21 protein-coding genes are annotated in these 24099 nt (G+C 67.8%); 3 read left to right on the forward strand and 18 right to left on the reverse strand.

Annotated elements, in window-relative coordinates; genetic code table 11:
* The 13 genes from HV798_RS13405 to HV798_RS13465 all read right to left on the reverse strand — a co-directional run.
* A partial coding sequence (locus tag HV798_RS13405) for a CheR family methyltransferase (RefSeq protein ID WP_175216461.1) occupies nucleotides 1–946 on the reverse strand: 946 nt, incomplete at its 3' end.
* Nucleotides 943–1479 carry a chemotaxis protein CheW gene (locus HV798_RS13410; RefSeq protein ID WP_175192215.1) on the reverse strand — a complete coding sequence of 179 codons (537 nt, stop codon included), beginning with the start codon at nucleotides 1477–1479 and terminating at the stop codon, nucleotides 943–945. The genes HV798_RS13405 and HV798_RS13410, both read right to left, overlap by 4 nt.
* Before the next feature lie 7 nt (nucleotides 1480–1486).
* On the reverse strand, nucleotides 1487–3106 hold the full coding sequence (locus HV798_RS13415) for a methyl-accepting chemotaxis protein (protein WP_175192214.1): 1620 nt from the start codon (nucleotides 3104–3106) through the stop codon (nucleotides 1487–1489).
* 347 nt (nucleotides 3107–3453) lie between these two features.
* Nucleotides 3454–3855 (reverse strand): type II toxin-antitoxin system VapC family toxin, encoded by a 402-nt coding sequence (locus HV798_RS13420; protein ID WP_175192213.1) that lies wholly within the window; start codon nucleotides 3853–3855, stop codon nucleotides 3454–3456.
* Nucleotides 3852–4124 carry an antitoxin gene (locus HV798_RS13425; RefSeq protein ID WP_175192212.1) on the reverse strand — a complete coding sequence of 91 codons (273 nt, stop codon included), beginning with the start codon at nucleotides 4122–4124 and terminating at the stop codon, nucleotides 3852–3854. Before HV798_RS13425 ends, HV798_RS13420 begins: the two co-directional genes overlap by 4 nt.
* A 50-nt stretch (nucleotides 4125–4174) precedes the next feature.
* A complete protein-coding gene (locus HV798_RS13430; protein ID WP_175192211.1) occupies nucleotides 4175–5653 on the reverse strand; it encodes an amidase in 1479 nt (492 codons plus the stop codon).
* Nucleotides 5654–5838: 185 nt separating this feature from the next.
* A complete protein-coding gene (locus tag HV798_RS13435) occupies nucleotides 5839–6351 on the reverse strand; it encodes a PaaI family thioesterase (protein ID WP_175192210.1) in 513 nt (170 codons plus the stop codon).
* A 181-nt stretch (nucleotides 6352–6532) separates the two neighbouring features.
* Complete coding sequence (gene fes, locus HV798_RS13440; RefSeq protein WP_246288778.1) at nucleotides 6533–8119, reverse strand: enterochelin esterase; 1587 nt, start codon at nucleotides 8117–8119, stop codon at nucleotides 6533–6535.
* 11 nt (nucleotides 8120–8130) lie between these two features.
* Nucleotides 8131–10566: a TonB-dependent siderophore receptor gene (locus tag HV798_RS13445; protein WP_175192209.1), complete on the reverse strand. Its 2436-nt coding sequence runs from the start codon at nucleotides 10564–10566 to the stop codon at nucleotides 8131–8133.
* Between the two features lie 44 nt (nucleotides 10567–10610).
* Entirely contained in the window at nucleotides 10611–11627 is a 1017-nt protein-coding gene (locus HV798_RS13450) for a FecR domain-containing protein (RefSeq protein WP_246288782.1), read from the reverse strand.
* Entirely contained in the window at nucleotides 11628–12155 is a 528-nt protein-coding gene (locus tag HV798_RS13455) for a sigma-70 family RNA polymerase sigma factor (RefSeq protein WP_175192208.1), read from the reverse strand.
* A 126-nt stretch (nucleotides 12156–12281) separates the two neighbouring features.
* Nucleotides 12282–13166 (reverse strand): LysR family transcriptional regulator, encoded by an 885-nt coding sequence (locus HV798_RS13460; protein WP_175192207.1) that lies wholly within the window; start codon nucleotides 13164–13166, stop codon nucleotides 12282–12284.
* Entirely contained in the window at nucleotides 13159–13386 is a 228-nt protein-coding gene (locus tag HV798_RS13465) for a hypothetical protein (RefSeq protein WP_175192206.1), read from the reverse strand. The genes HV798_RS13460 and HV798_RS13465 overlap by 8 nt, the downstream gene beginning before the upstream one ends.
* A gap of 160 nt (nucleotides 13387–13546) precedes the next feature.
* Here HV798_RS13465 and HV798_RS13470 point away from each other — a divergent pair, with 160 nt between their 5' ends.
* Together HV798_RS13470 and HV798_RS13475 are read left to right on the forward strand one after the other, a co-directional pair.
* A complete protein-coding gene (locus HV798_RS13470) occupies nucleotides 13547–15076 on the forward strand; it encodes an MFS transporter (protein ID WP_175192205.1) in 1530 nt (509 codons plus the stop codon).
* A 101-nt stretch (nucleotides 15077–15177) separates the two neighbouring features.
* Nucleotides 15178–15582, forward strand: coding sequence for a group III truncated hemoglobin (locus HV798_RS13475; protein ID WP_175192204.1), 405 nt, complete (start codon nucleotides 15178–15180; stop codon nucleotides 15580–15582).
* A 16-nt stretch (nucleotides 15583–15598) separates the two neighbouring features.
* Here the strand turns inward: HV798_RS13475 and HV798_RS13480 are convergent, their stop codons facing one another.
* The 3 genes from HV798_RS13480 to HV798_RS13490 form a co-directional block, all read right to left on the reverse strand.
* Nucleotides 15599–17887, reverse strand: coding sequence for an ATP-dependent DNA helicase (locus HV798_RS13480; protein ID WP_175192203.1), 2289 nt, complete (start codon nucleotides 17885–17887; stop codon nucleotides 15599–15601).
* Nucleotides 17884–19533 carry a VRR-NUC domain-containing protein gene (locus HV798_RS13485; protein WP_175192202.1) on the reverse strand — a complete coding sequence of 550 codons (1650 nt, stop codon included), beginning with the start codon at nucleotides 19531–19533 and terminating at the stop codon, nucleotides 17884–17886. The genes HV798_RS13480 and HV798_RS13485 overlap by 4 nt, the downstream gene beginning before the upstream one ends.
* Before the next feature lie 90 nt (nucleotides 19534–19623).
* Entirely contained in the window at nucleotides 19624–20130 is a 507-nt protein-coding gene (locus tag HV798_RS13490) for a P-loop nucleotide/nucleoside kinase family protein (RefSeq protein ID WP_175192201.1), read from the reverse strand.
* A 193-nt stretch (nucleotides 20131–20323) separates the two neighbouring features.
* On the opposite strand from HV798_RS13490, the gene HV798_RS13495 reads away from it, so the two are divergent.
* Nucleotides 20324–20839, forward strand: a complete 516-nt coding sequence (locus HV798_RS13495; RefSeq protein WP_025140683.1) for a GNAT family N-acetyltransferase — start codon at nucleotides 20324–20326, stop codon at nucleotides 20837–20839.
* 153 nt (nucleotides 20840–20992) lie between these two features.
* Here HV798_RS13495 and HV798_RS13500 read toward each other — a convergent pair whose 3' ends face one another.
* Together HV798_RS13500 and HV798_RS13505 are read right to left on the reverse strand one after the other, a co-directional pair.
* A complete protein-coding gene (locus HV798_RS13500; RefSeq protein WP_175192200.1) occupies nucleotides 20993–22312 on the reverse strand; it encodes a c-type cytochrome in 1320 nt (439 codons plus the stop codon).
* A gap of 10 nt (nucleotides 22313–22322) precedes the next feature.
* Nucleotides 22323–24098 carry a GMC family oxidoreductase gene (locus tag HV798_RS13505; RefSeq protein WP_025140685.1) on the reverse strand — a complete coding sequence of 592 codons (1776 nt, stop codon included), beginning with the start codon at nucleotides 24096–24098 and terminating at the stop codon, nucleotides 22323–22325.
* Between the last annotated feature and the right edge of the window lies 1 nt (nucleotide 24099).

A 24099-nucleotide genomic window follows, 5' to 3' on the forward strand; every position in this document is an offset into this window, starting at 1 on the left:
CGGGCCGTGGCGCCGGTGGCGGCGCCGTCCAGGCCGGCGAAGCGGGCGCGGCGTTTTCAACGGGCGGCGCGGGTTCGGCGCGGAACGCAAACGCCCGCGCCATCGGCACCGCGGGCAAGCGCCGCGCCGTCAGCAGGCTGGTTTCGGCCGGCCCGACGAACAGGATGCCGTCGCGCCGGGCAAAACGGCGCAGCACCGCCACGGCGCGTTCCTGCGTGGCGGCGTCGAAATAGATCAGCAGGTTGCGGCAGAACACGAAATCGTAGGGCACCGTGTGCTGCAGCAGGTGGGCATCGAACAGGTTGCCCGCCAGGAAGCGCACGCGCCCCATGACATGGGCGGCCAATTGGTGGCCGTCGGCGGTTTCGGTGAAATAGCGGTCGCGGTACGACAGGTCGTCGCCCCGGAACGAATTGCGCCCATAGCGCCCGCCCCGGGCAAACTCGACCATGCGTTCGCTGATGTCCACCGCATCGACCTGGAAACGCGCGGCCGGCACGCCGGCATCGAGCAGCGCCATGGCGATGGAATACGGCTCTTCGCCGCTGGAACAGGGCACGCTCAGTACGCGCAGCACCCTTGCGTCCGAAGGCGCGCCGGCCGCCATTGCTGCCGGAACGGACGCCGCCAGCGCGGCCGCCGCAGCCTGGGCCGCTGACGCCGCGCCCCCCGTCCCGAACAGCCGCTCGCGCGCCAGCGTCGCCATCGCGGCCTGCGATTCCGGATAGCGGAAGAACCAGGTCTCCGGCACGATCACGGCCTCGATCAGCTGCTGCATCTCGGCCGGCGAGGTCTGCACTCGCATCAGGTAGTCCTGCTCGTCGTCCGTGCCCACGGCCTGCATGCGCAGGCGCACCGCGCGCTCAACGGCCGCCTTGCCGATCGAGCCGCTGTCCAGCCCCATCTTGCGCTTGAGCACCACGCTGAAATCGTCGACCAGCATCATGGCTGGGCTCCGGCCCGCGCCGCATCGGCGGGAAACAGCAACGCGCGCACCGGCTCGGGCAACAGGTCCGCCACCCTCACGGCCTGCACCATGCCGCGCGCATCGCTCAACACCGGCCCCAGATAGCGCGCGGCCGGCGTATCCAGCCCGGCGGGCTGGAACGCGGCCGGATCATAGTGCACGGTTTCGGTCGCCTGCTCCAGGATCAGCCCCAACAGGCGCGCCTCGCCCTGGCCGTCGGGCCGGTAGCGCACCAGCGCCAGCCGGGTGCTGGTCACCATCACCGCGTCGCCCGCGCCCGCCAAGGCGCTCAGGTCGATGGCCGGCACGGCCGCGCCGCGGCAATCGAACATGCCGGCCACCCAGGGCGGCGTGCCGGGCACCTGCTTGAACGCGCGCATGCCCAGCACCTCGACCACGTCGGCCGCATCCAGCGCATAGCGGTCCGCGCCGATGCGAAACAGCAGGTACAAGCGGCGCCGGGCGCCGGCATGGCCGGCCGCCGCGGGCGGGATCGGAGCAAGGTCGGGCATGGCCGCCTCAGACCTTGAAGCGCGATACGCCGCTGCGCAGGTCGTTGGCCACCAGCGTCAATTCCTCGATCGCCAGGCTGGACTGGCGCAGCGATTCCACCGTCTGCTGGGCGGCGTCGCTCAGTTGCTGCAACGCCTGGTTGATCTGTTCGGCGCCGGTCGCCTGCGCCTGCATGCCTTCATTGACCATCTGCACCCGCGGCGCCAGCGTCTGCACCTGCTGGATGATCTGCGACAGCTGGTCGCCCACCTGCTGCATGTCGGCCATACCGCGGCGCACTTCTTCCGAGAACTTGTCCATGCCCATCACGCCGGCCGACACCGACGACTGGATCTCGCGCACCATCTGTTCGATGTCGTAGGTGGCCACGGCCGTCTGGTCCGCCAGGCGGCGGATCTCGGTCGCCACCACCACAAAGCCGCGGCCGTACTCGCCGGCCTTCTCGGCTTCGATGGCCGCGTTCAGCGACAGCAGGTTGGTCTGGTCAGCCACCTTCGTGATGGTAGTGACCACTTGCGTGATATTGCCGGCCTTCTCGTTCAGGATGGCGAGCTTGGCGTTGACCGAGCCGGCCGCGCCGACCACATTGCGCATCGTGTCTTCCATGCGCGCCAGGCCAACCTGGCCGCTGCCGGCCAGCGAGGCCGTCTGCTCGGCGGCGCTGGACACTTCCGTCATGGTGCGCACCAGTTCGCGCGAGGTCGCCGAGATCTCACGCGAAGTCGCGCCGATCTCGGTGGTGGTCGCCGCCACTTCCGACGCCGTGGCCTGTTGCTGCTTGGACGTCGCCGCGATTTCCGTCACCGACGTGGCCACCTGCACGGCCGACCGCTGGGTCTTGCCGACCAGCCCGGTCAGCTCGTCCACCATGCCATTGAAGCCGCCTTCGATGGCGTTGAATTCGTCTTTGCGGGCCAGCGTCAGGCGGCGCGTCAGGTCGCCGCCGCCGGTGGCTTCCAGCGTCTTGACGATGGCGCTCATGGGGTTGACGATGGCGCGCAGCAGCAGAATGCCGCAGATGATCGCGGCCACGACGGCCAGCCCCAGCGACACCAGCATGCCGACCTCGGCCTTGTCCACGGCCTTCTGGATGCTGATCGCGGACTCGTCGGCCTGCAGCTTGTTGGCCGCCACCATCTGGGCCAGCACATCGCGGCCGAGATAGAACGCCGGGCGCAGGTCGGACTTGATCTTGGCCTGCGCGCGCACCGGGTCGTTCTGCATCGCCGGGTCCAGGATTTCGGCGCGGATGCGCATGTAGGTCTGCAGCGCCTTTTCAAACTCGTTGAACATGCGCTCGTCGTCGCCGCGCACGACCGTGCGGCGGTACTGCTCGATATTTTCTTGCAGCTGCTGATCGTTCTTGGGCAGCGCGGCCAGGCCGGCGCGGCGTTCCTGGTCGGTGTCGCTATTGAACGCATCCTGCACCGCCACGAAGCCGGCAAACCACGACGAGCGGATCGAGGTGCTGTAGTAGATGCCCGGCACGGCATCGGTGTTGATCGACTTGGCCTCGGCCTCGACCTGCAGCAGCCGTTGGTAGTCGACCACCACCATCAGCGCCATGATGGCCAGGATGACCAGGAAGCTGGCGATGATGCGTTCGCGTAGTGTCAGATTCTTCATACCAGGACCTTTGTGCAGTATCGGCTCGCCAACGCCCGGGTCGGCGCGGTCGATGCTGGCGGCGCACGTTGTCGGCGCGCCGGCCGCCCGTTCATGACGGGATGTGGGAATAATCAACAATTATTGCAAAGGCGCGGCCAGTCAGCCACGAAAAAACAGGGAAAACCCCGCCATCTTGGCGCGGTTCGTCGGAAAAAAGCAAAGCCCTCTTACAAGGGCTTGTCTTTTACTGTGACAACGCGTACCCGGCGCCTGGCAATTGGCGTCGGGCTGTACGCGTGAAACTTCCCGCGAAAAAACTTGAGTCCGGGGCCCGAGCCGAGCCGCTGGCGCCTGGCCAAGCGCTGTCAGAGCAGCCAGTTTTCCAGCGCCAGGCCGCGGATACGCGCGAATTCACGAGTATTGCCGGTCACCAGCGTCAGGCCCAGCGCGCGGGCGTGAGCGCCGATCAGCAGGTCGTTGCCGCCGAGGGTGTGCCCGGCCGCTTCCAGTTCGGCGCGGATGCCGCCGTATTCAGTGTCGACCGGCGCATCCACGGGCAGGATGGGAATCGTGTCCAGCAAGCGCTCGACGCGCGCCTGCAACCGGGCAGACCCTTTGCGGGCGCAGCCATAGCGCAATTCGGCTGCCACGATGACGCTGGTGCACAGGTCATGGTGGCCGACCCGGGCGACGTGCCGGGCCGCCCGCCCGTCGGGCTCGCGCAAGAGCGCGCTGATGATGTCGGTATCCAGCAGATAGCCGCTCACAGCGAGTCCACGGGGCGAGGCGGTGTGTCGTCGATCTCTGGCAGTTGATCGTCCGGCCCCAGCGGCGCTTCCTGGCGCCACTGCGCCAGCAGTTCCACGAGGTTGGTCGGCCCCGCCAACGGTTCAAGGATGAGCCGCGCGCCATCGCGCCGGATCAGCACGCGATCGCCTGGCAATTCGAATTCAGCCGGGATGCGCACCGCCTGGCTGCGGTTGTTGCGAAACAGCTTGGCCTCGCGGGGCCGGGAGGCCGGTTTGGGAATCGCCATGGCATTGCTCGCCCTGAGGTTACATATGCCAAAGTGTATATGCCTACTGCCTACTCCCACAACCCTTGCGGCGATCGCTCGCCCACCCAGTCGCGCACTTGCTCATAGGCGTGCGCCAGCCGCAGCACCGCCAGGTCGCCGCGCGGCGGACCGATCAGTTGCATGCCCATGGGCAGCCCGGCCGCGCCAAAGCCCACCGGCACGCTGATCACCGGGCAGCCGGCCAGCGTCCAGGGCGTCACGGTTTCCATCCAGCGGTGATAGGTGTCCATGCTGCGCCCGGCAATTTCCTTGGGCCAGTCCAGTTGCGCGTCGAACGGAAACACCTGGGCCGTGGGCACCGCCAGGAAATCGACATCCTGGAACATGGCCAGCACCGTCTGGTACCAGGCACTGCGTTCTTCGGTGGCCTGGAACACCTGGTGCGCCGTCATGCCGTCCAGGCCTTCGACTTCCCAGATCAGCGCGGGCTTGACCAGCTTGCGCGTCTCGGGATCGCGCACCAGGCCGTGAAACTGCCCGCCCACCATCAGGTGGCGATGCGCCAGCCAGATGCGCCACAGCCGCGCCGGGTCGAACGGCACGCGGTAAGCGTCGACCTCGCAGCCCACGGCTTGCAGGCCAGACAACGCCTGTTCGCACAGTCCAAGAATGCCCGGCTCCATCGGCAGATAGCCGTTCCAGTCGCCCAGCCAGCCGATGCGCGTGCCGCGCAGGTCGGCATCCAGCGGCTGCGCGAACACGGCCGGATCGTCGCCCAGCGACAGCGGCACCCGCGCATCGGGTCCGGCCATCACCGACAGCATGCGCGCCACATCACGCGGCGTGCGGCCCATGGGGCCTTCATAAGACAGCTGCTTGAGGAACACCTCGTTGGACGGCCCGTAAGGCACGCGCCCGGCCGACGGCCGCATGCCGTAGACGTTGCAGAACGCCGCCGGGTTGCGCAGTGATCCACCGAAATCGCTGCCATCGGCCACCGGCAGCAGGCGCGCGGCCAGGGCCGCCGCCGCGCCGCCGCTGCTGCCGCCGGCCGTGCGGGACCGGTCGTAGGGATTGAGGGTGGTGCCATAGACCTGGTTGTAGGTGTGCGACCCCAGGCCGAATTCCGGCACATTGCTGCGGCCGATGAATATCGCGCCCGCCGCGCGCATGCGTTCGACCAGAATGGAGTCATGCGGCGACACATGGTCTTTGTAGACCAGCGACCCCATCGACGTGACCATGCCGCGCACGGCGGTCAGGTCCTTGGGCGCCTGCGGCAGGCCATGCAGCCAGCCCAGCCACTGCCCCGCCGCCAGCTGTGCGTCGCGCTCGTCGGCTTCACGCAGCAGCTCGTCGGCATCGCGCCGCGCCACGATGGCGTTCAGCTGCGGGTTGACCGCGTCGATGTGCTGCAGATAGGCCGACATGACCTCGCGGCAAGACACCCGGCGCTGACGGATCGCGTCCGACAGCGCATGTGCGGGCATGGCGACGATATCGTTCAATCGGCCCAGGGGCGCGGTCGGGGGGGTGCGGTGTTGCATCGTTGTCTCCTCTTGGGGCGGCTGTTGCGCCGGCTGTCTGGCCTGCTGTGCGGCTTGGGATCAGGCTAGTGATCGGGCCGCTATTGGCACGCCGACAATACTACGCCGTGTCGCGGGGTGCGCAGGCACCAAGTGGGACATTCCGGCGTCACCGCGCCGGACGGCCACACAGGCCACGCACGGAATCAGACGGACGGACGGGCAAACACCAGCAGCGTGGACGTCGCCGACGCCAGCAAGCGCCCCTGCGCATCGGTCAGCTTGGCTTCGGCATACGCCACCCGCTGGCCGAACGACAGCACCCGGCCCTCGGCCCGCAACAAGCCGCTGTGGCGCGTGATGGCCTTGTGATAGGCCACCTTCAGTTCCAGTGTGGTGTAGGCCTGTTCGGCCGACAGGCGCGAATGTACTGCGCAGCCGCAGGCCGAATCCAGCAAGGTGGCGGCATAGCCGCCGTGCACCGTGCCGATGGGGTTGTAGGCGTGCGGGCCGGGCGTACCGGCAAACACCGCCAGGCCTTCCTCGGCCTCGACGAAATCGAAATCCAGCGACACCAGAATGCCCGGCTTGCGGCCCGAGGCCAACAGGGCGCGCAATTGCTCCAGGCCGCTCAAGCCGGCCCCGGTCTGGTCGACCAGGCTGGGCTCGCGTTGCAAGGCGGAGGAAGCGCGGACGGACGGGGTGGAATCGGAAGTCATGCGAAGGGCTCCGGAAGGGGATGGGAACGGGCCGGGCGGCGCCGCGACGCACACGACCCCGGCACCCGCTGAACATGTTCACGATCCTAATATGACGATCATCATATGGCAAGCATTCCGGGGCGCCGGCCTGCCCCGGCAGAGTCCGCCCCCTATCCTGCCCATGCCCGTGTCGAGCCGGTCAGCGTCCCGTCTTGCCCGTACCGATCAGATCAATCAGCCCATCCGACAGCGTGCCCCGCCAACTCAGGTAGTCGTGCCCGCCCGCCACTTCCTCGTGGGTGACCCGATAGCCCTTGGCCTGCAGCACGTCGCGCAGATGGCGGTTGGTTTCAACGATGCCCGGCTGGCCCGCGCGACCCATCTCGAACAGTCCGGCCACCAGGTAGAAGCGCACCGGCAGCGTGCGCCGCGCGGCAAACTGGCGCGTCAGCCATTGGTCTTCCTGGCCCGGCTGGCCCCACCAGTACGAACCCGACTGGCTCAACACGTTGCCGAACACCTCGGGATGGCGCAGCGCCGCGTAAGACGACGCCAGGCCGCCGTAGCTGGACCCGCCGATGACCGTGCGCGCGGCCGGCGCAGCAATGCCCTGCCGGGCCGCCCACGGCATCAGCTCGCGTGCCAGGAAGTCGGCGAAATCGGGATTCGGCGGTAGCTCGGCCGCACGCGAATCGGCCGTGGGGTTCGAGATCAGCACCGCGGCCGTCGGCGGAATCACGCCCGCGGCGATCATGTTGTCCAGAATCGTCGGGGTGGGCACGCGGCTGAGGTAAGGACCGGCATCGAACAGCACCAGCACGTGGTTGTCGGCCCCGCCCGGACGCCAGCCGGCCGGGCGATACAGCTGGATATCCCGGGTGTTGCCCAGGATGGCGCTGGCCAGCACGTGGGTTTGCACCGTACCCGGCTCGACGCCCGCGCGCGGCGCCACCCAGGGCTGGGCCGGCGCCTCGGCCAGTTCCAGCACCGACGAGTACTGGAACGCATCGATGCCACGTTCGGGATAAGCCTTGGGATTCAAGGGGTCGGCCTGGGCCGTGGCCAGGATGGCGCGGCGCCGGGCGGTATCGGACGCCGGCAGCTCGGGCACGTCGGGCGCCATCTTGTAGGACAGCCGCGCCGACCGGGGCAGCACGAAGCTCTTGTACCAGACGTCGGACGCGCCCAGCCGCTGCAATTGGGCATGGTCGGAAGACGGGCTGCCGAACAGCCGCACGTTGCGCTCGGCGCCGCGCCACAGGAAGGTCACGCGGTCGTGCGTGGCATCCACCGGTTCCACCAGCGGCGCACCGCGCTCGGCGACCTCGCGCCAGAATGCATCGGTGCTGCCGCCCTGCGCCAGCGTGCCCGCCAAGGCCGCCAACCGCGGGCTGTCGATGACGGGTGCGGGCGCGCGCTGCGCCGCCAGCGGCACGCGTTCGGCCACCGTCCAGCGGTAGGCGCCCTGCCCGGCCGCGCGCACGATGTAGCGGCCATCGGCCGGCGCCACCAGCATCAGTCCGCCGGCGGGACGCTCATCGTCGCTCAGCCGACGCACATGACGGCCGTCGGCGTCCAGCAGGTCCAACGTGACGCCGCGTGCGGCCTCCCAGTCGCCCGCCAGGAATTCGCCCTTGGACAAGGTCAGCGCCGTGTCCGCCGGCGTACCGGGCGCGACCTGGCCCTGGGCGCTTTGCGCCCGGGCGGCGCCGGGGCCGCCCAACGCGAAGGCCAGCGCCAATGCCAAGGGAGCGGCCCGCCACGGATTCATCTTGCTGCTATGCATCTTCGTTTTCCTTACCAGCGGTAGTTCAGGCTTGCGGACACGGTGCGGCCGGTGCCGTAGAAGCACGCGGTTTCACCGGCGCACGAGGCCACGTAGGTCTTGTCGAACAGATTGTTGATATTCAGTTGCAGGCGTGCGCCGGCCAGTCGCGGCGACACCTGCGCCAGGTCGTAGCGCAGCACGGCGTCGTAGAGCGTCACGGCCGGCACCTTGAAGGTATTGAGCGGATCGCCGTAGCTGGTGCCCACATAGCGCACCCCCGCGCCCAGACCCAGGCCGGCCAGCGGCCCCTCGGCGGCGGTATACATGCCCCACAGCGCCGCCAGGTGACCCGGTTGGCGCGCCGGCTGCTTGCCCTGCACGCCGGCCTGCGAACTCTGGCGCACCTTGGGGTCCACATAGGTGTAGGACGCCACCACTTCCAGCTGGCGCGTCAGGTTGCCGCGAGCCTCCAGTTCGACCCCGCGCGAGGCGATCTCGCCCGTCTGCACGTTGAACCCGATGGTGCTGTCGTAGGTAGCCACGTTGCGCTGGCGCAGGTCGAAATACGACGCGGTGAACATCGCATCGGTGCCGGGCGGCTGGTACTTCAAGCCGGCTTCCCATTGCTTGCCGGTGGTGGGCTTGAACGGGTCCGACCCTGGCGCGCCGCGCGTCAGTTCAGGCTCGAACGACGTCGAATAGCTGGCATACGGCGCCAGGCCATTGTCGAAGTTGTAGATCGCGCCGACGCGGCCCGTGAACGCGTCATCGTCCTGGCGGCTGTCGGCGCCCAGGCGGTTTTCGGTACGCGTGCGCGACCAATCCTTGCGGCCGCCCAGCACCACGTTCAGTTGGCCGATGCGCACTTGATCCTGCAAGTACGCGCCCAGTTGCGAGGCCGTCTGCATTTGATCGGTCATCAGCGCCAGCGGCCCCACGGGCTGGCCGTAGACCGGGTTGCGCCAATCCAGCGTCGGGCCCTTGCCTCGCAGCAGCTGGTAGTCGGTGCGCGTCTGACGATAGTCCACCCCGGCCAGCACGGTGTGGCGCGTGGGGCCCAGGTCGAAGTCGGCCTGCGCCTGGTTGTCCACCACGACCTGGCGGATCTTCTCGTGCTCGTCGCTGGCCGTACGCGTGAACGTCGCCTGGTCGGGCAGCAGCACACCGAACACCAGCTTGCGATAGCGCTGGCTGATGGTCGAATAGCGCAGATTCTGGCGCAACGTGAAGGTGCTGTTCAGCCGGTGTTCCAGTTCATACCCCACCGAGCCCTGCTCGCGCCAGGACTTGTCGTAATCGGGATCGCTGCCGTTGAAGCTGCGCGGAATGTGGCCGTAGCCATTGCTGCCGCCATACACCAGCCCCATGGCCGGCAGGAAGTTGCGATAGCCCGCCTCGGGCTCGTTCTGGTAGCTGGTCAGCAGCGTGAAGCGCGTGTCGCTGTTGGGCAGCCAGGTGAAGGCCGGCGCCAGCGCCACGCGTTCGTCGCGCACGCCGTCCACGTCGTTGTGCTGCGTGCGCGCCAGCCCGCTCAGGCGGTACAGCAGCTTGCCGTCCTCGTCGATCTTGCCGCCGGCATCGAACGCCGCCGAGGCGCGCTCGTGGTTGCCGACATCGAACTGGACCTCGCGCAGCGCCTCGGCCTGCGGCCGCTTGCTGACCAGGTTGAGGATGCCGCCCGGGCTGGCCTGGCCATACAGCACCGACGACGGGCCGCGCACCACTTCCACCCGTTCCAGCAGCCAGGGGTCGATCTGGCCCTTGGACGCAGAACCATAAGCCAGGCCGTCCAGGAACTTGGGCGCATAGCCGAAGCCGCGCATGAAGATTTCGTCGCTCTGGTTCGATGAACCGCGGTATTCGGTGAACACGCCGCTGGAATAACGCAGCGCCTGCGATACCGACTGCACATCCTGTGCCTGCATCTGGTCACGCGTGATGACTGACACCGCCTGCGGCGTTTCCATGACTGACGTATCGGTCTTGGTGCCGCCCGCGCTGCGCCGCGCCAGCAGGCCGTCGACCGGACCGGTGGCGCTTTCGGTACGCCCATCCACCGTCACCGGCGCCAAGGTGCTGATGCCTTGCGGCACGGTACGCAACGACCAGGAGCCCGACGCGCCGCGCTGCGCCTGCAAACCGTGACGCGCCAGCAGCGCGGCAAACCCCGCTTCCACCGTGTAGGCGCCGCGCAGGCCGTCGCTATGCAGCGCATCGGTCAAGCGGCTGTCGCCGGCCAGCAGCACGCCGGCCTGCAAGGCATAGCGGTTCAGCACATCGGTCAATCGGCCCGGGCCGACATCGACGCTATGAACGGTGACGGCCGGGGCCGACGGATCGGCCGCCGCGCACGGTGACGCGAAGGCGGTCGCCAACGCCACGGTAGCGGCCGCGGCCGATAGTTGCCGGGATAGCCAGGCCCGCCGCAAGGCCGGACGAGGCGCGGGCGCGTGGGGGATCGACATGAAAGCTCCTGAATTCGGGTTGTGCAAGCACAGGCCTGCACTGCCTATACCGAACCAGGAATCGAAAAGGGAACCGCGCGGACGACCACCCACCAGGGCAAGGTGCGGCTGACTTTGACCGGCAACACCGTTTCCAGCATGGCCAGCGCATGGTCGGTATCCGCCAACGGGAAATTGCCCATCACGCGCAAGCTCGCCACCGCAGGGTCACAGCCCAGGTAGCCGCGCCGATAACGCCCGAGTTCCGCCAGGAAATCGGCCAACGGCAGGCTGTCGGCCAAGAGCACGCCGCGCGCCCAGGCGTGCCGCGCCGGATCGGCCGGCGCCTCGGGGGCAATGCCCGATCGCGTGAACACCGCCCGTTCACCTGCCGCCACCCGGCGCCGTTCGCCGGTATCGGCGCAGCTCAGTTCGACTTCGCCGTCGAAGACATCCAGCGTGCTGGCACTGTCGCCGCAGCGTACCGAAAAGCGCGTGCCCACCGCCCGCAGCAGGCCCTGGTCGGTGCACACCAGAAAGGGGCGCTGACGCGGATCGGCCGCAGTGTCCACCAGAATCTCGCCGGCATACAGGCGCAGCAGCCGGCGATGGTCGTCGTAGCGGGGCTCGACCACGGTGCCGGTGTTCAGCCAGAGATGGGTGCCGTCGGCCAGCGCTTCTTCGCGTACCTCGCCCACGCCCGTGCGCAGGCCGGCTTGCCACGGCCGCCAGGCCGCGCCGCGCACCGTGAACAGTCCGGCCGCGCCCGCCGCCCCCCACGCCAGACACAACCGCAGCACGCGGCGCCGCCGTTGGCCCGAGGCCCGCAACACCCCCGCCCCCAGCGCCGCCCCCGCCTGCCCCGCCAGCACATCGAAGCGGCCGCTGACCTGCTCGACATACGACCAGGCCTGGCGATGCGCCTCGCGCGCCTGCACCCAGCGCGTCCAGCGCTGCCGGTCGGCAGCCGTGCAACCGTGGTCGCGCAGCACCGCATACCATTCGGCGGCCTGCTGCAGGCTGTCGAAATCGGGCACGGGGCCCGCCGACGCTGCCGGACTTTCCATCAAGGCCGGCGGCATTCAGCGCCCCTGCGGCACGCCGACGGCGCCCGCCGCCAGGGCAATGCAATGCAGCATGGCCTGCGCCATGTATTTCTTCACCATGCGTTCCGACACGCCCAATTGCGCGCCGATATCCGCATAGCCCACGCCTTCCAGTTGCGCCAGCACGAAGGCCTGGCTGACCTTGGGCGGCAGCCGGTCCAGCATGGCGTCGATCTCGAACAGGGTTTCCAGGATGATGGCGCGCGCTTCCTCGGACGGCGCCACGGCCTCGGGGCGGGCTGCCAGCGCTTCCAGATAAGCCTGTTCCAGCCGCTGGCGGCGCCAGTGGTCCACCAGCAGGCCCCGCGCGATCGTGGTCAGGTAAGCACGCTGCCCGCCTTCGCCGCCCTCGATGCCACGCGGCCGCGCCAGCACCCGCACGAAGGTATCGTGGGCCAGGTCGGCCGCGTCATAGGCGTTGTTCAGGCGGAACTTCAGCCACCGCTGCAGCCACCCGTGGTGGTCGCTGTACAACGCGGCGGCGTCAGTGGGCGGAAACGGCATGGAATCGACATCACTTTAATAGGAATAAGTATCATTATTACCTGAAAGATGTGGCGATTGGACGCCTGTCTCATCCGTGCAACGCGTTTACCAGACGTATTCAAAGCCGTCCCCATCGGGGACGCGCTACGCAAACAGATGCTGCGCCAGGTGATCCACGAACACCCTGAGCTTGGGCGAAGGATGCCGGCTGGCGGGCCACAGCGCCCACATCGTGCCATTGCCCCGCGTGCGCTCATCCAGCACGATCTGCAGCCGACCCGAGGCCAGTTCGTTGCGGATGGTGAAGTCCGGCAGGCAGACGATGCCCAGCCCGCTCAGCGCCAGGAATATCCGCATCTCGACGCTGTTGCACACCAGGGTCAGCGGCAACTCGGGCGCCTGCGCCGTGGGCCCCATCTTCAACGGCCATTTTTCCAGCTTGCCGGTGCTGGGGTAGCGGTAATGCAGGCAGCAATGGCGCAGCAGATCGGCCGCGCGCTTGGGCGTGCCGTGCTTTTCCAGATACTGGGGCGAGGCGGCCAACACGCGCCGAAACGGCCCCAGGCGCCGACGCTTGAGTCCCGAATCGTCCATCTCGCCGGTGCGCACCACGGCGTCGTAGCCCTCGCCGATCACATCGACCATGCGGTCGGTGAAATCCAGGTCCAGTTCGACCTGCGGATAGCGTTTCAGGAAACTGGCCAGGGCCGACTCGAACAAACCGCTGTAGCGCGGCAGGCTGACCCGCAGCCGACCGCTGGGCGTGCCGCTGGCTTCGGACAATTCCAGTTCCGCGGCTTCCACCTCGCACAGGATGCGGCGGCAGCGTTCCAGGAATTTTTCGCCTTCGGGCGTCAGTGCAATGTGGCGGGTGCTGCGATGAAACAGCCGCACCTTCAGCCGCGCTTCCATCCGCGCCACGCTCTTGCCCACTGCCGACGCCGACACGCCCAACACGCGGCCCGCCTCGGCAAAGCTGCGCGTGTCGGCCACCAGCACGAACACGCCGATGCCGCTCAGGCTATCCATTGCGTTGCCTTGCTATCCATTGCGTTGCCTCGCTATCCATTTGCGTGGCGTTGCTATTCATTTGCGTGACCTTGCTATTCATTTGCCGTGCTTCGCAGTTCATTGCCTTGCCCTCGCCGTTCATTGCCTTGCCCTCGCCCTTCATTGCCTGGCCATTCCCTTGCCTGCCCTCGCGATGTGGTTGCCCTGCCATCCATTGAGCCACCTTGCGCCATTTCAATACGGACTTTCATGTCCGGAATATTCGGAATCCTAGCCTATTTTTCTTTTATCTCCGGCTGCTTATTCTGCGGGCACCGCGTGGGTGGCGTGTCGTGATTGCCGCCCCATCACGCCCCTGTTCCTGCTTCCCCTGCGGCGCCGCGCCGCGTATTCCGACCATGACATCGTCCGACCTTTCCCCTGCCCCCAACCGCTGGCTGCAATTGCTGGCCGCCTGCCTGACCGCCGTATTGATCCCGTTATGCTTCACCGGCCCCGCCGTGGTGCTGCCTTCGATCAGCCAGGCGCTGGGCGGCACGCCGGTGCAATTGAACTGGATCCTGAACGGCTACATCCTGGCCTACGGCAGCGTCATCATGGTGTCCGGCAGCCTGACCGACCTGTATGGCCCGCGCCGCGTCTGGCTGGGCGGGCTGGCGTGGTTCTGCGCCTTTACCTTCCCGGTCGCCTGGGCGCCGTCGGCCGGCTGGATCGACTTTCTGCGGCTGATGCAGGGCGTGGGCGGCGCGGCGGCCTTTGCCGCGGCCATGTCATCGCTGGCGCCCCTGTTCCATGGCGCGGCCCGCGCGCGTGCCTTCAGCCTGCTGGGCACGACCTTCGGCATCGGCCTGTCGTTCGGCCCGCTGATCTCGGGCTGGCTGGTGCAGACGGCCGGCTGGCGCTGGGTCTTTCATGGCACCGGTCTGGTGGGGCTGATCGGCCTGGCGCTGGTGGCCGCCAGCGTGCGCGCCACGCCCGGCGTGGCGCACGGCCGCTTCGACTGGCGCGGCGCGCTCAGCTTCACGGGCGCCCTGGGGCTGTTCACCTACGGCATGCTGCTGGCCCCGGAAAACGGCTGGACCGACGCCGCCGTGGCCGGATCGCTGATCGCCTCTGTACTGCTGGCCGCCGCCTTCATCGTGGCCGAACTGCGCACGTCGCATCCGATGCTGGACCTGTCGCTGTTTCGCAGCGCGCGCTTCGTCGGCGTGCAGGTGCTGGCGGCGTCGCCCGCTTTTCTCTTCATCGTGCTGATCGCCATCCTGCCGGGTCGCTTCATCGGCATCGACGGCTACAGCGCCTTGCAGGCCGGGCAACTGATGATCGGCCTGGCCGCGCCCTTGCTGGTCGTGCCCTTCCTGGCGGCACTGCTGACGCGCTGGGCCAGCCCGGGCGCGCTGTCCAGCGTAGGCCTGGTGGCGGTAGCGGCCGGCCTGGCCTGGCTGGCCCGCGACCTGTCTGGCGGAGCGGACGCGCTGTGGCTGCCCATGGGCCTGATCGGTATCGGCATCGGCCTGCCCTGGGGCCTGATGGACGCCATGGCGGTCAGCGTGGTCGAACGCGATCGGGTGGGCATGGCCACTGGCATCTTCAATACCGTGCGCGTGTCCGCCGACGGCGTGGCCATCGCCGTGGTCAGCGCCCTGCTGGCCACACTGATCCACGCGCAGACGGCCAGCGCGCTACCCGGCGCCGATGCCCTGGCGCTGCTGCAAGCCGCCAACCGCGCCGCCCTGGGGCAACTGGCCGAGGCGGCGCAGGTGCTGCCCGGCGCCGGCACACTGCTGCACCAGGCCTACGACACGGCCTTCGGCCACGTGTTGTATGTGTTGGCGGGCATTGCACTGCTGCTGGCCGTGTTGGTGTACGCGCTGCTGGGGCGGCCACGCACGATAGCGGTCGCAGCCGTGCGCACGCAGGCATCCTGATACCGCCGGATCACAGCGGTTTGCGCCAGATCAACCTGCCGGCCCCACCCCGCGCCCTACTATCTACGGCATCTTTTTTTGCCGCCGCCCGGGAGACGCCCTTGTCCGAATCCGACCTTTGCACCGAAGCCGAAATCCGCGACCTGGTGCATACCTTCTACGCCAAGGCGCGCGCCGATGCCGCCTTGGGCCCGGTATTCGAGGCCCAGGTGCACGATTGGGACGAGCATCTGGCCACGCTGTCGGACTTCTGGTCGGCCGTGTTGCGCGGCACCCGGCGCTTCACGGGCATGCCCATGCCCAAGCACGTGGCCATGCCGCACCTGAGCGCCGAATTGTTCGAACGCTGGCTGGCGTTGTGGGGCGAAACCCTGGCCGCGCTGCCCAACCGCGCCCTGGCCGAGGCCGCGGGTGAGATGGCCCAACGCATGGCGCGCAGCCTGTGGTACGGCTACCAGCTGAGCCGTGACCCGAACCAGCCGCTGACGGAACTGCGCTCGGCGTAAGGGCCTGCCCCAGGCCCTAGTCCACCCGCCACCAGCTGGGCAGCAGATTGCGCACCTTGGCCCGCCGATACCGGTCATCGATCAGGTGCACCGTGCCCACGTCCTGCTCGGTGCGAATCACCCGGCCGGCCGCCTGCACCACCTTTTGCATGCCGGGGTACAGATAGGTGTAGTCGTAGCCTTGCGCCTCGCCATAGCGCAAGTCCATGGCCCGCTTGATGTTTTCGTTCACCGCATTCACCTGTGGCAGCCCCAGCGTGGCGATGAAGGCGCCGATCAGGCGCTTGCCCGGCAAGTCCACCCCTTCGGAAAACGCGCCGCCCAGCACCGCAAACCCCACGCCCTGCCCGCTTTCGGTAAAGCGCGCCAGGAACGCCGCGCGGTCGGCTTCCCCCATGCCGGGCGTCTGCAGCCAGATCGGCACCTGCGGATGACGCTGGCGCATCAGGTCGGAAACCTGGCGCAGGTAATCGAAGCTGCTCAGGAACCCCAGGTAGTTGCCCGGCCGGCGCGCGTATTCGGCCGCGATCAGGTCGACGATGGGCACCAGCGAGCGTTCGCGGTCACGATAGCGGGTGGACACGTTGCCCACCACTTTCACCGCCAGTTGCTCGGCCTGGAAGGGTGCGGCCACGTCGATCCAGGCGGCATCCGCCGGCAACCCCAAGGTATCGCGATAGAACTGCTGCGGGCTCAAGGTGCCCGAAAATAGCACCGTGGCATGCGCCGCCGCATGGCGGGCCGCCAGGTACGGCGCGGGTATCACGTTGCGCACGCACAGGGTCGACGGCGGCGTCTTGGCGCCCTGCCCCCGCCCATCGGCGCGTGTCACATCGAACAAGGCGTGCGACCCGAACTGCTCGGCCAGCCGCATGAAATGCAGCGCCTCGAAATAGAACGCCAGCACAGGATCATCCTGCGCCAGCGGCGATTCGCCCAGGTACTCGGTAATGGCCGCCACGGCCTTCTGCACGGCTGCCAACACCCCGGCCGGCGCGGCGTCGTAGGCCTGGTAGGCGTCGGCCTGCTTCTTGTTCAGCGCCGTCCACGAACGCTGCAGGCCGTCCAGCGCTTTCTTTAGCGGCTTGGGCGCGGCCTGGCGGGCGGCAGCCAAGGTCAGCTGGTCGAGTTCGCTGGTGTACATGCGGCGGGCGCGTTCGACCAGGTTGTGCGCCTCGTCCACCAGCACCGCCACTTTCCATTGGTTGGCCTGCGTCAGGCCATGCAGCATGGCCGTGGAATCGTAGTAGTAGTTGTAGTCGCCCACGACCACATCGCTCCAGCGGATGAGTTCCTGCGACAGGTAGTAGGGGCAAAGTTGATGCGCGCGGGCCACGGCGCGCACGGTGGGCGCATCCAGGCGGCCGTGAGGTTCATCTTGAATCACCGCCAGCGCCGCCTCGCGCGCGGCCGGCAGGCGGTCGTAGAACCCTTGCGCCAAGGGGCAGGAATCGCCATGGCAGGCCTTATCGGGATGCTCGCAGGCCTTGTCTCGCGCCACCAGGTCCAGTACCCGCAGCCCGGGCGCTGCCGGCTGCGCGTTCAAGGTATCCAGGGCGTCAAGCGCCAAGCCTCGCCCCGAGCCCTTGGCCGCCAGGAAAAACACCTTGTCCAGCCCCGTGCCCGGGCTGGCCTTGAGCAACGGGAACAACGTGCCCAACGTCTTGCCGATGCCGGTGGGCGCCTGCGCCATCAGGCAGCGGCCGTCGCGGGCGGTGCGATACACGGACACCGCCAGCTCGCGTTGCCCGCTACGGAATTCGCCATGCGGAAACGCCAGTTTTTCCAGCGCCGCATCGCGCGCCTGGCGATGCGCCAGTTCGGTGCCCGCCCACGCCAGGAAGCGGCTGCATTGTTCCTGGAAAAACGCCGCCAGCCAGGCCGCATCGCGGCTTTCGGCCAGCACGGTTTCTTCTTCGGTGGCCACGTTGAAATACACCAGCGCCACCTGCACCTGGGCCAGACCGCGCGCCTGGCACAGCAGGTGCGCATAGACCCGCGCCTGCGCCCAATGCGCGGCGCGGTGGTTGTCGCGCACGCTGTCGAGCCTGCCGCGGTAGGTCTTGATTTCTTCCAGGCGGTTGGCCACGGGGTCGTAGCCGTCGGCGCGGCCCCGCACCAGCAGCGTGTCGTATTGGCCCGACAGCGCGACTTCGGTTTCGTAGGCCGGCCCGCGCCTGCCGGTGACCACGGCATGGCCGGCCATGCCTTCCAGCCCGCTGGGCGCCGGCGTGAAGCGCAGGTCAAGGTCGCCCTCGCGGGCGGTGAATTCACACAGCGCGCGCACCGCCACCGCGTAGCTCATGCCGCGGCCTCGCGCCACGTGACATGGCACACGCGCACCGGGATGCCGTGCGCCGCGCAATACGCCAGCCAGCGGATCTGGTTGTCTTGCAGCTTGTCGCCCGGCCCCTTGATTTCGATGAGTTCATAGCCCGGCGCATCGGGGCAGAAACGAATCAGGTCGGGCAGGCCCGAGCGGTTGGCCTTCACGTCGCGCAGCAAGCGTTCGAAGAACAATTTCAGGTGGGCCGCCGGCAGGCAATCCAGCGCCTGGTCCAGCAGGGCATCGGACAAGGCGCCCCAGAACACGAACGGCGACTGCACGCCCTGCTTGTCGGCGTAGCGCTGGCGGATGGTGGCGCGGTACTGGCCGGTATCCAGTTGCGCCAGGCATTCGGCGAACAGCGCCTGGCGCCGCGCGTGGAAATCCGGCGCGTCCAGGTCGGCCGGGCCACGCTGGAACGGGTGAAAGAACGCCCCGGGCAATGGCGCGAACACCGCCGGCCAGCACAACAGGCCGAACAAGGAATTGATCAGCGTGTTTTCCACGTAGTGCACGGGCGAATCATCGCGATGCAGGTAGTCGCGCGCGGCGAATTCCACGGGCGCGGGCGGTTGGGGCCGGTCCAGTTCGAGATCGATGCGCACCACCGGCGCCGCCGCCGCGCCGCGCGGTGCGCCGTGGCCCAGCTTGCGGCGCAGGCGCGGCAGCATGCGCGCCAGGCGCTGGGTTTCTTCTTCGCTTTCGGGTTGGGCCTGGGCCTGCAAGGCCAGCGCCAGCGCGTCGTCGAAGCGTTCCATGCGTTCGTGCACGCGAATGCGGCGGTGCCGCGCGCCGGGATAGGCGCACTGGGCATAGACCCGCTGGGCCGCGGGCCAGTCCTGAGCGCGCTCGCACGCCTGGCCGATGCGCAGCAGTACCTTGGCGCGGCGCTTTTCCAGCCAGGCATTGGCGCTGGCGCAATCGGCCACCGCCTGCAACAGGGCGTCCAGGTCCAACAGGTCGTATGGCACATCGTCCAGCGCGCGGCGGCAAGCGTGCAGCGCCAGGTAGCGGTCGACGTCGTCGCGCGACTGGAAAGCGCGCGAGGCCGCATCGAGCGGCACCGCTTCGTACTGGAACACGCCCAGGTCGGCCAGCACGAATTCGGACCAATCCTGGTGCAGGTTGCCGAAGAACATCAGGCGCAGGCGCTCGCACAGGTCGGCCACGTCGACGCGCCAGGCGGGGTCGGCCAGGTCGGTCCAGTCGGCATAGGCTTGGGCATCGGGCTGGGTGGCCCGCAAGGTTTCAAGCCAGTCGGCCTTGCGCGCGCCCCGCGCCACCGCCCCGGCGAACATGCGGTCAAGTTCGGGCCGCGTATGCAGCCCGAACAGTTCGTCCAGCGTCATGGGGGAATCGGCATCCAGCCAGCTCAGCGCCAGCAACGGCGCCGCGGCGTCCACCGTATCGGGGATTTCTTCGTAGACCAGGCGGCTGGCCCGAAACCAGGGCCCACGCCGCATCAGCATGCGCACCAGCAACGCCTGCGATGCCTGCGGCAACGCCGCGAAATCCGCCATGAAGCGGCGTTCGCGGTCGTCCAGCAGGTCGGCATAGCGTTCGCCGACCCAGGCCAGGGCGCGCTGGAAATTGTGCAGGTAGTAGTAGCGGTGCGGGGCAAGCATCGGCGGGGCCGGATGACTGGTTATTTATCCAGTAATCATAGCAGGCCGGGCTACCTCCGTGTGCCGCGGCCCCTGCCCTGTGACGCGGATTTATCCATGCCGCACGATCTCGAATCCCTCATCATCCTGCGGCGCCACGAAATACGCAGTGATAGCGTCATACTGCGCCTCGCTGGTGGTAAAGGGATGCGTGCCCGATGCGTTGCGCGCCCGCAGCCGCGCCTTGCAGACCTCGTCAGGCAGGTCCAGGAAATGCAGCTGGTGAGGGCAGCCGGCGGCCGTGGCAACCTCGCGCAGCCATTCACGGCTGCGGCGGGTGTTGGCGGGAAAATCCAGCACCACCGACAGCCCGGCCTGCACCAGCGCGGCCACGTGGCTGCCCATGGCATTGCGCAGCCGGCCGGCACAGCGGCCATAGTCGGCCACGTCCAGGATCTCGCCCGGGTACAGCGCCGCCAGCCAGGCGTCTTCGCTGATCAGCAGCGTGCGCGGCTGCGACGCCAGTTGCGCGGCCAGGGTGGATTTGCCGGCGCCGATCTTGCCGCACAGAAAATGCAATGTCGGCGTGGGAGTATCGCGGGAAAGCGTGGTTTGCATGGCTTGCCTTCAGGAAAGAAACCAACCGGCGGGCCAACAAAAAACCCGCCAGTGGCGGGTTGATGTAGCGATGATCCGACGCGCGCTAACCCACCATTGGCCCAATGGTGGTAATAATCGAAGCGAACGAAAGCTGCGGGCGGTTCATGCGAAGATGATGCGCGCGCCCACCGACGCTGTCAACAAGGATCCCATGCCCTCTCCCACCGTGACCCTGCGACAAGCCACCGCCCGCGACGCCGACGCCATCGCGCAGATGCACGCGGCCAGTTGGGCCGTCACCTATCGCGGCCTGCTGCCCGATGGCTTTCTCGACACGAACCTGGCCAGCGAACGCATGGTGCATTGGCAAGACAAGATGCAGGACGCCAATGCCGACGCGCAGGCCGTGTTCATCGCCGAACAGGATGGCCAACCCATCGGCTTTGTCTGCGTGAAACAGGAACACGACCAGCCGGACGGCGTGCTGCTGGACAACCTGCACGTGCTGCCCGCCTACCAGGGCACGGGCGCGGGCAAGCGCATGGTGGCCCAGGCCGAAGCCTGGGCCCGCGCCCGCGGCGCCTCGCACCTGTACCTGTATGCGCTGGAAGGCAACACCCGCGCCATCGATTTCTATGAACGCCAGGGCTGGCAATATGCCGGCACGGAAACCGACCAGATCGGCGGCATCACGGCGCAGGCACGGCGCTACGAGCGGCCGCTATAGGGCCCCGGCAGGGTCGCGGCAAGACTGTTGCAGCTGTTGTCGCTGCCCACAGGACACGTCCGGGCAAGCCGCCAAAGATGACTTCCAATGAAAACGGCGCCGCGCCGCCCGAAGGCAACGCGGCGCCGTTGGCCGCATGCAAAACGCGTGAAGCTAGCGCTTGGGCTGCGGCGCCGCGCCCACGTCCTTGCGCACCTTGGCCACGTCGGACGCACTGACCTTGGCGCCCTGGTTGCCCCAGCTGGACCGCACGAAGGTCACCACGTCGGCGACTTCCTTGTCGGTCATGCGCCAGTCAAAGCCCGGCATGGCGTAGGCCGTGGGGGCCGCCGTCGTACCCGGCATCTGCGCGCCCTTGAGCACGATGTGGATCAGCGAGGTCGGGTCCGCCGAATTCACGGTCGAGCTCAGCGCCAGCTGCGGGAACGTTTCCGTGTAGCCCTTGCCGGTGCTGCGGTGGCACGCCGCGCAGTTGTTCAGGAACGCCATGGCGCCGTCGCCCTTGTCCGTGCCGGTGCGCAGCGCCTGCGCCACCGTCTCGTTGTAGGCCAGCGGCTTGGTCGCGTCCTTGTTGACCGGCGGCAAGCTCTTCAGGTACACCGCGATGGCGTTCAGGTCGGCATCGGTCAGGTGCTGCGTGCTGTCCTGCACCACCTGCGCCATGCCGCCAAACGCCGCCGAATGGCCGTTGCGGCCGGACTTCAGGAAGGCAGCGATGTCTTCCTTGCTCCAGCTGCCCAGGCCGTCGGTCATGTCGCCGCGCAGGTTCTTGGCCAGCCAGCCTTCGACCACGCCGCCCGACAGGAAGGCCGAACCGTCCGCGTCGCTCAGCGCCTTTTCCTGCAAGGCCACGCCGCGCGGCGTGTGGCAGGTGCTGCAATGGCCCAGGCCTTCGACCAGGTACTGGCCGCGCAGCAATGCCTGCTTGTCCGCATCGGCCACCGCGGCGGCGTTGGCGGCGGGCGCCGTCACGACGTCCGGCGCGAACATCCAGCGCCATACGCCCAGCGGCCAGCGCATCGACAGCGGCCAGGTGATGTCGGTGTCCTTGTTGGCCTGCTTGACCGGCTCGACGCCGTGCATGAAGTAGGCATACAGGGCCTTGACGTCATCCGGCGTCACCTTGGCGTAGGCGGTATACGGCATGGCCGGATACAGCGAATGCCCGTCCTTGGCCACGCCGTGGCGCACGGCCCGGTCGAAGTCCTCGTAGGTGTAGTTGCCGATGCCCGTGTCTTTGTCGGGCGTGATGTTGGTGGAATAGATGGTGCCCAGCGGCGATTCGATGCCCAGGCCGCCGGCGAACGGTTTGCCGTTCGTGGCGGTGTGGCAGGCGATACAGTCGCCGGCGCGCGACAGGTATTCGCCCTGCTTGATCAGCTGCGCATCCGCGGCGGCCGGGGTGCCATCGGCCGCCCAGGCGGCGCCGCACACCAGCATCGAGAGCGCCGCAACAATGGTTTTCTTCATCATTGTGGGCTCCTTAGGCCTGGACCAGCGGGCCGGGGTTCTTCAGGTACTGGTCGCGAATCGCTTGCGCGGCCCAGTACGCCAAGGCGCCGACCAGCCCGGTCGGGTTGTAGCCCATGTTCTGCGGGAAGGCGCAGGCGCCCATCACGAACACGTTCGACACGTCCCAGCTTTGCAGGTACTTGTTGACCACGCTTTCCTTGGGGTTGGACCCCATGATGGCGCCGCCGGTGTTGTGCGTGCTCTGGTACACCCGGGTGTCGTAGCGGGCGCCCTTCTTGCGCACGGCCACGAAGTGCTTTTCGGGCTTCATGGCCTTGGCCACTTCGTCCATGCGGCCGCCCATGTAGCCGAGCATGTCGAATTCGTTGTCGTGCCAATCGAATGTCATGCGCAGCAAGGGCTGGCCGAAGCTGTCCTTGTAGGTCGGATCCAGCGACAGGTAGGCGTCGCGGTACGACATGACCGAACCGGAAATGCCGATGGTCATGTAGCGCTGGTAGGCGTCCTGCACACCGGCCTTCCAGGCCGTGCCCCAGCTGGGCGTACCCGGCATGGTGGGCGTGGTCTTGATGGGACGGCCGCCGTAGCGCACGTGGCGGATGCTGGCGCCGCCCACGAAGCCCAGCGGGCCGTGGTCGAATTGGTCGCCGTTCAGGTCGTCCATGCCCACGCCGCCCGCGCCCGTGCCCACGAAGGGATTGAGCTGGGTGCCCTTGGGCAGCAGCACGTTGACCGCGCCGTTCATCTGGTAGGCGTAGTTCTTGCCCACCACGCCTTCGTTGGTCTTGGGATCGTAGGGCTTGCCGATGCCCGACAGCAGCAACAGGCGCACGTTGTGCATCTGGTAGGCCGACAAAATCACCAGGTCGGCGGGCTGTTCGATCTCGCGGCCCTCGGCGTCGATGTAGGTCACGCCGACGGCCTTCTTGCCGGTCGAATCCAGGTTGACCTTGATGACGTGCGACTGGGTGCGCAGTTCGAAATTGGGCTTCTTGAGCAGCACCGGCAGGATCGTGGTCTGCGGCGAGGCCTTCGAATACATATAGCAGCCGTAGTTTTCGCAGAAGCCGCAGAAATTACAGGGGCCCAGGCGCACGCCGTACGGGTTGGTGTACGGGCCGGACGCGTTGGCGGCCGGCGCGGGGTACGGGTGAAAGCCTACTTCGCGCGCGGCCTTCTCGAACAGCTGGGCGCCGTAGGTATTGGCCAGCGGCGGCAGCGGGAATTCCTTGCTGCGCTTGCCTTCCAGCGGGTTGCCGCCTTCGACGATCTTGCCGTTCAGGTTGCCGGCCTTGCCCGACGTGCCGCAGACGTACTCGAACTTGCTGAAGTACGGTTCCAGTTCGTCGTAGGTGACGCCGAAGTCCTGGATGGTCATGCCTTCGGGAATGAACTTCTTGCCGTAGCGCGTTTCGTAGCGCGTGCGCAGTTCAAGCTCTTCGGGCAGCGTGCGGTAGTGCATGCCGTTCCAGTGGAAACCCGCGCCGCCCACGCCCGTGCCCAACAGGAACGAGCCGTTCTGGCGGTAAGGCACGGCCACGTCGTCCACGCCGTGGCGGATCGTGACGGTTTCCTTGGACAGGTCCTGGAACAGCTTGCCGCGCACGGAGTACGCCAGCTCGTCCAGCACCTTGGGGTATTCGGCGTCCTTGGGCGTGTCCTGCATGACGCCGCGTTCCAGCGCCAGCACGTGCAGGCCGGCCTCGGTCAGTTCCTGGCCCAGGATGGCGCCGGTCCAGCCGAACCCGACCAGCACGGCATCGACTTTTTCTTTCTTGATTGCCATG

Source organism: Achromobacter deleyi (genome assembly GCF_902859705.1).
GTDB classification, from domain to species: domain Bacteria; phylum Pseudomonadota; class Gammaproteobacteria; order Burkholderiales; family Burkholderiaceae_B; genus Achromobacter; species Achromobacter deleyi.

Bases quoted from the DNA above. Each gene is read 5' to 3' on its own strand.
- HV798_RS13500 (WP_175192200.1), bottom strand. From the start codon at position 22,312: ATGATGAAGAAAACCATTGTTGCGGCGCTCTCGATGCTGGTGTGCGGC.
- fes (WP_246288778.1), bottom strand. From the start codon at position 8,119: ATGCATAGCAGCAAGATGAATCCGTGGCGGGCCGCTCCCTTGGCATTG.
- HV798_RS13410 (WP_175192215.1), bottom strand. From the start codon at position 1,479: ATGCCCGACCTTGCTCCGATCCCGCCCGCGGCGGCCGGCCATGCCGGC.
- HV798_RS13460 (WP_175192207.1), bottom strand. From the start codon at position 13,166: ATGGATAGCCTGAGCGGCATCGGCGTGTTCGTGCTGGTGGCCGACACG.
- HV798_RS13445 (WP_175192209.1), bottom strand. From the start codon at position 10,566: ATGTCGATCCCCCACGCGCCCGCGCCTCGTCCGGCCTTGCGGCGGGCC.
- HV798_RS13415 (WP_175192214.1), bottom strand. From the start codon at position 3,106: ATGAAGAATCTGACACTACGCGAACGCATCATCGCCAGCTTCCTGGTC.
- HV798_RS13425 (WP_175192212.1), bottom strand. From the start codon at position 4,124: ATGGCGATTCCCAAACCGGCCTCCCGGCCCCGCGAGGCCAAGCTGTTT.
- HV798_RS13430 (WP_175192211.1), bottom strand. From the start codon at position 5,653: ATGCAACACCGCACCCCCCCGACCGCGCCCCTGGGCCGATTGAACGAT.
- HV798_RS13505 (WP_025140685.1), bottom strand. From the start codon at position 24,098: ATGGCAATCAAGAAAGAAAAAGTCGATGCCGTGCTGGTCGGGTTCGGC.
- HV798_RS13480 (WP_175192203.1), bottom strand. From the start codon at position 17,887: ATGAGCTACGCGGTGGCGGTGCGCGCGCTGTGTGAATTCACCGCCCGC.
- HV798_RS13490 (WP_175192201.1), bottom strand. From the start codon at position 20,130: ATGCAAACCACGCTTTCCCGCGATACTCCCACGCCGACATTGCATTTT.
- HV798_RS13435 (WP_175192210.1), bottom strand. From the start codon at position 6,351: ATGACTTCCGATTCCACCCCGTCCGTCCGCGCTTCCTCCGCCTTGCAA.
- HV798_RS13470 (WP_175192205.1), top strand. From the start codon at position 13,547: ATGACATCGTCCGACCTTTCCCCTGCCCCCAACCGCTGGCTGCAATTG.
- HV798_RS13450 (WP_246288782.1), bottom strand. From the start codon at position 11,627: ATGCCGCCGGCCTTGATGGAAAGTCCGGCAGCGTCGGCGGGCCCCGTG.
- HV798_RS13455 (WP_175192208.1), bottom strand. From the start codon at position 12,155: ATGCCGTTTCCGCCCACTGACGCCGCCGCGTTGTACAGCGACCACCAC.
- HV798_RS13485 (WP_175192202.1), bottom strand. From the start codon at position 19,533: ATGCTTGCCCCGCACCGCTACTACTACCTGCACAATTTCCAGCGCGCC.
- HV798_RS13495 (WP_025140683.1), top strand. From the start codon at position 20,324: ATGCCCTCTCCCACCGTGACCCTGCGACAAGCCACCGCCCGCGACGCC.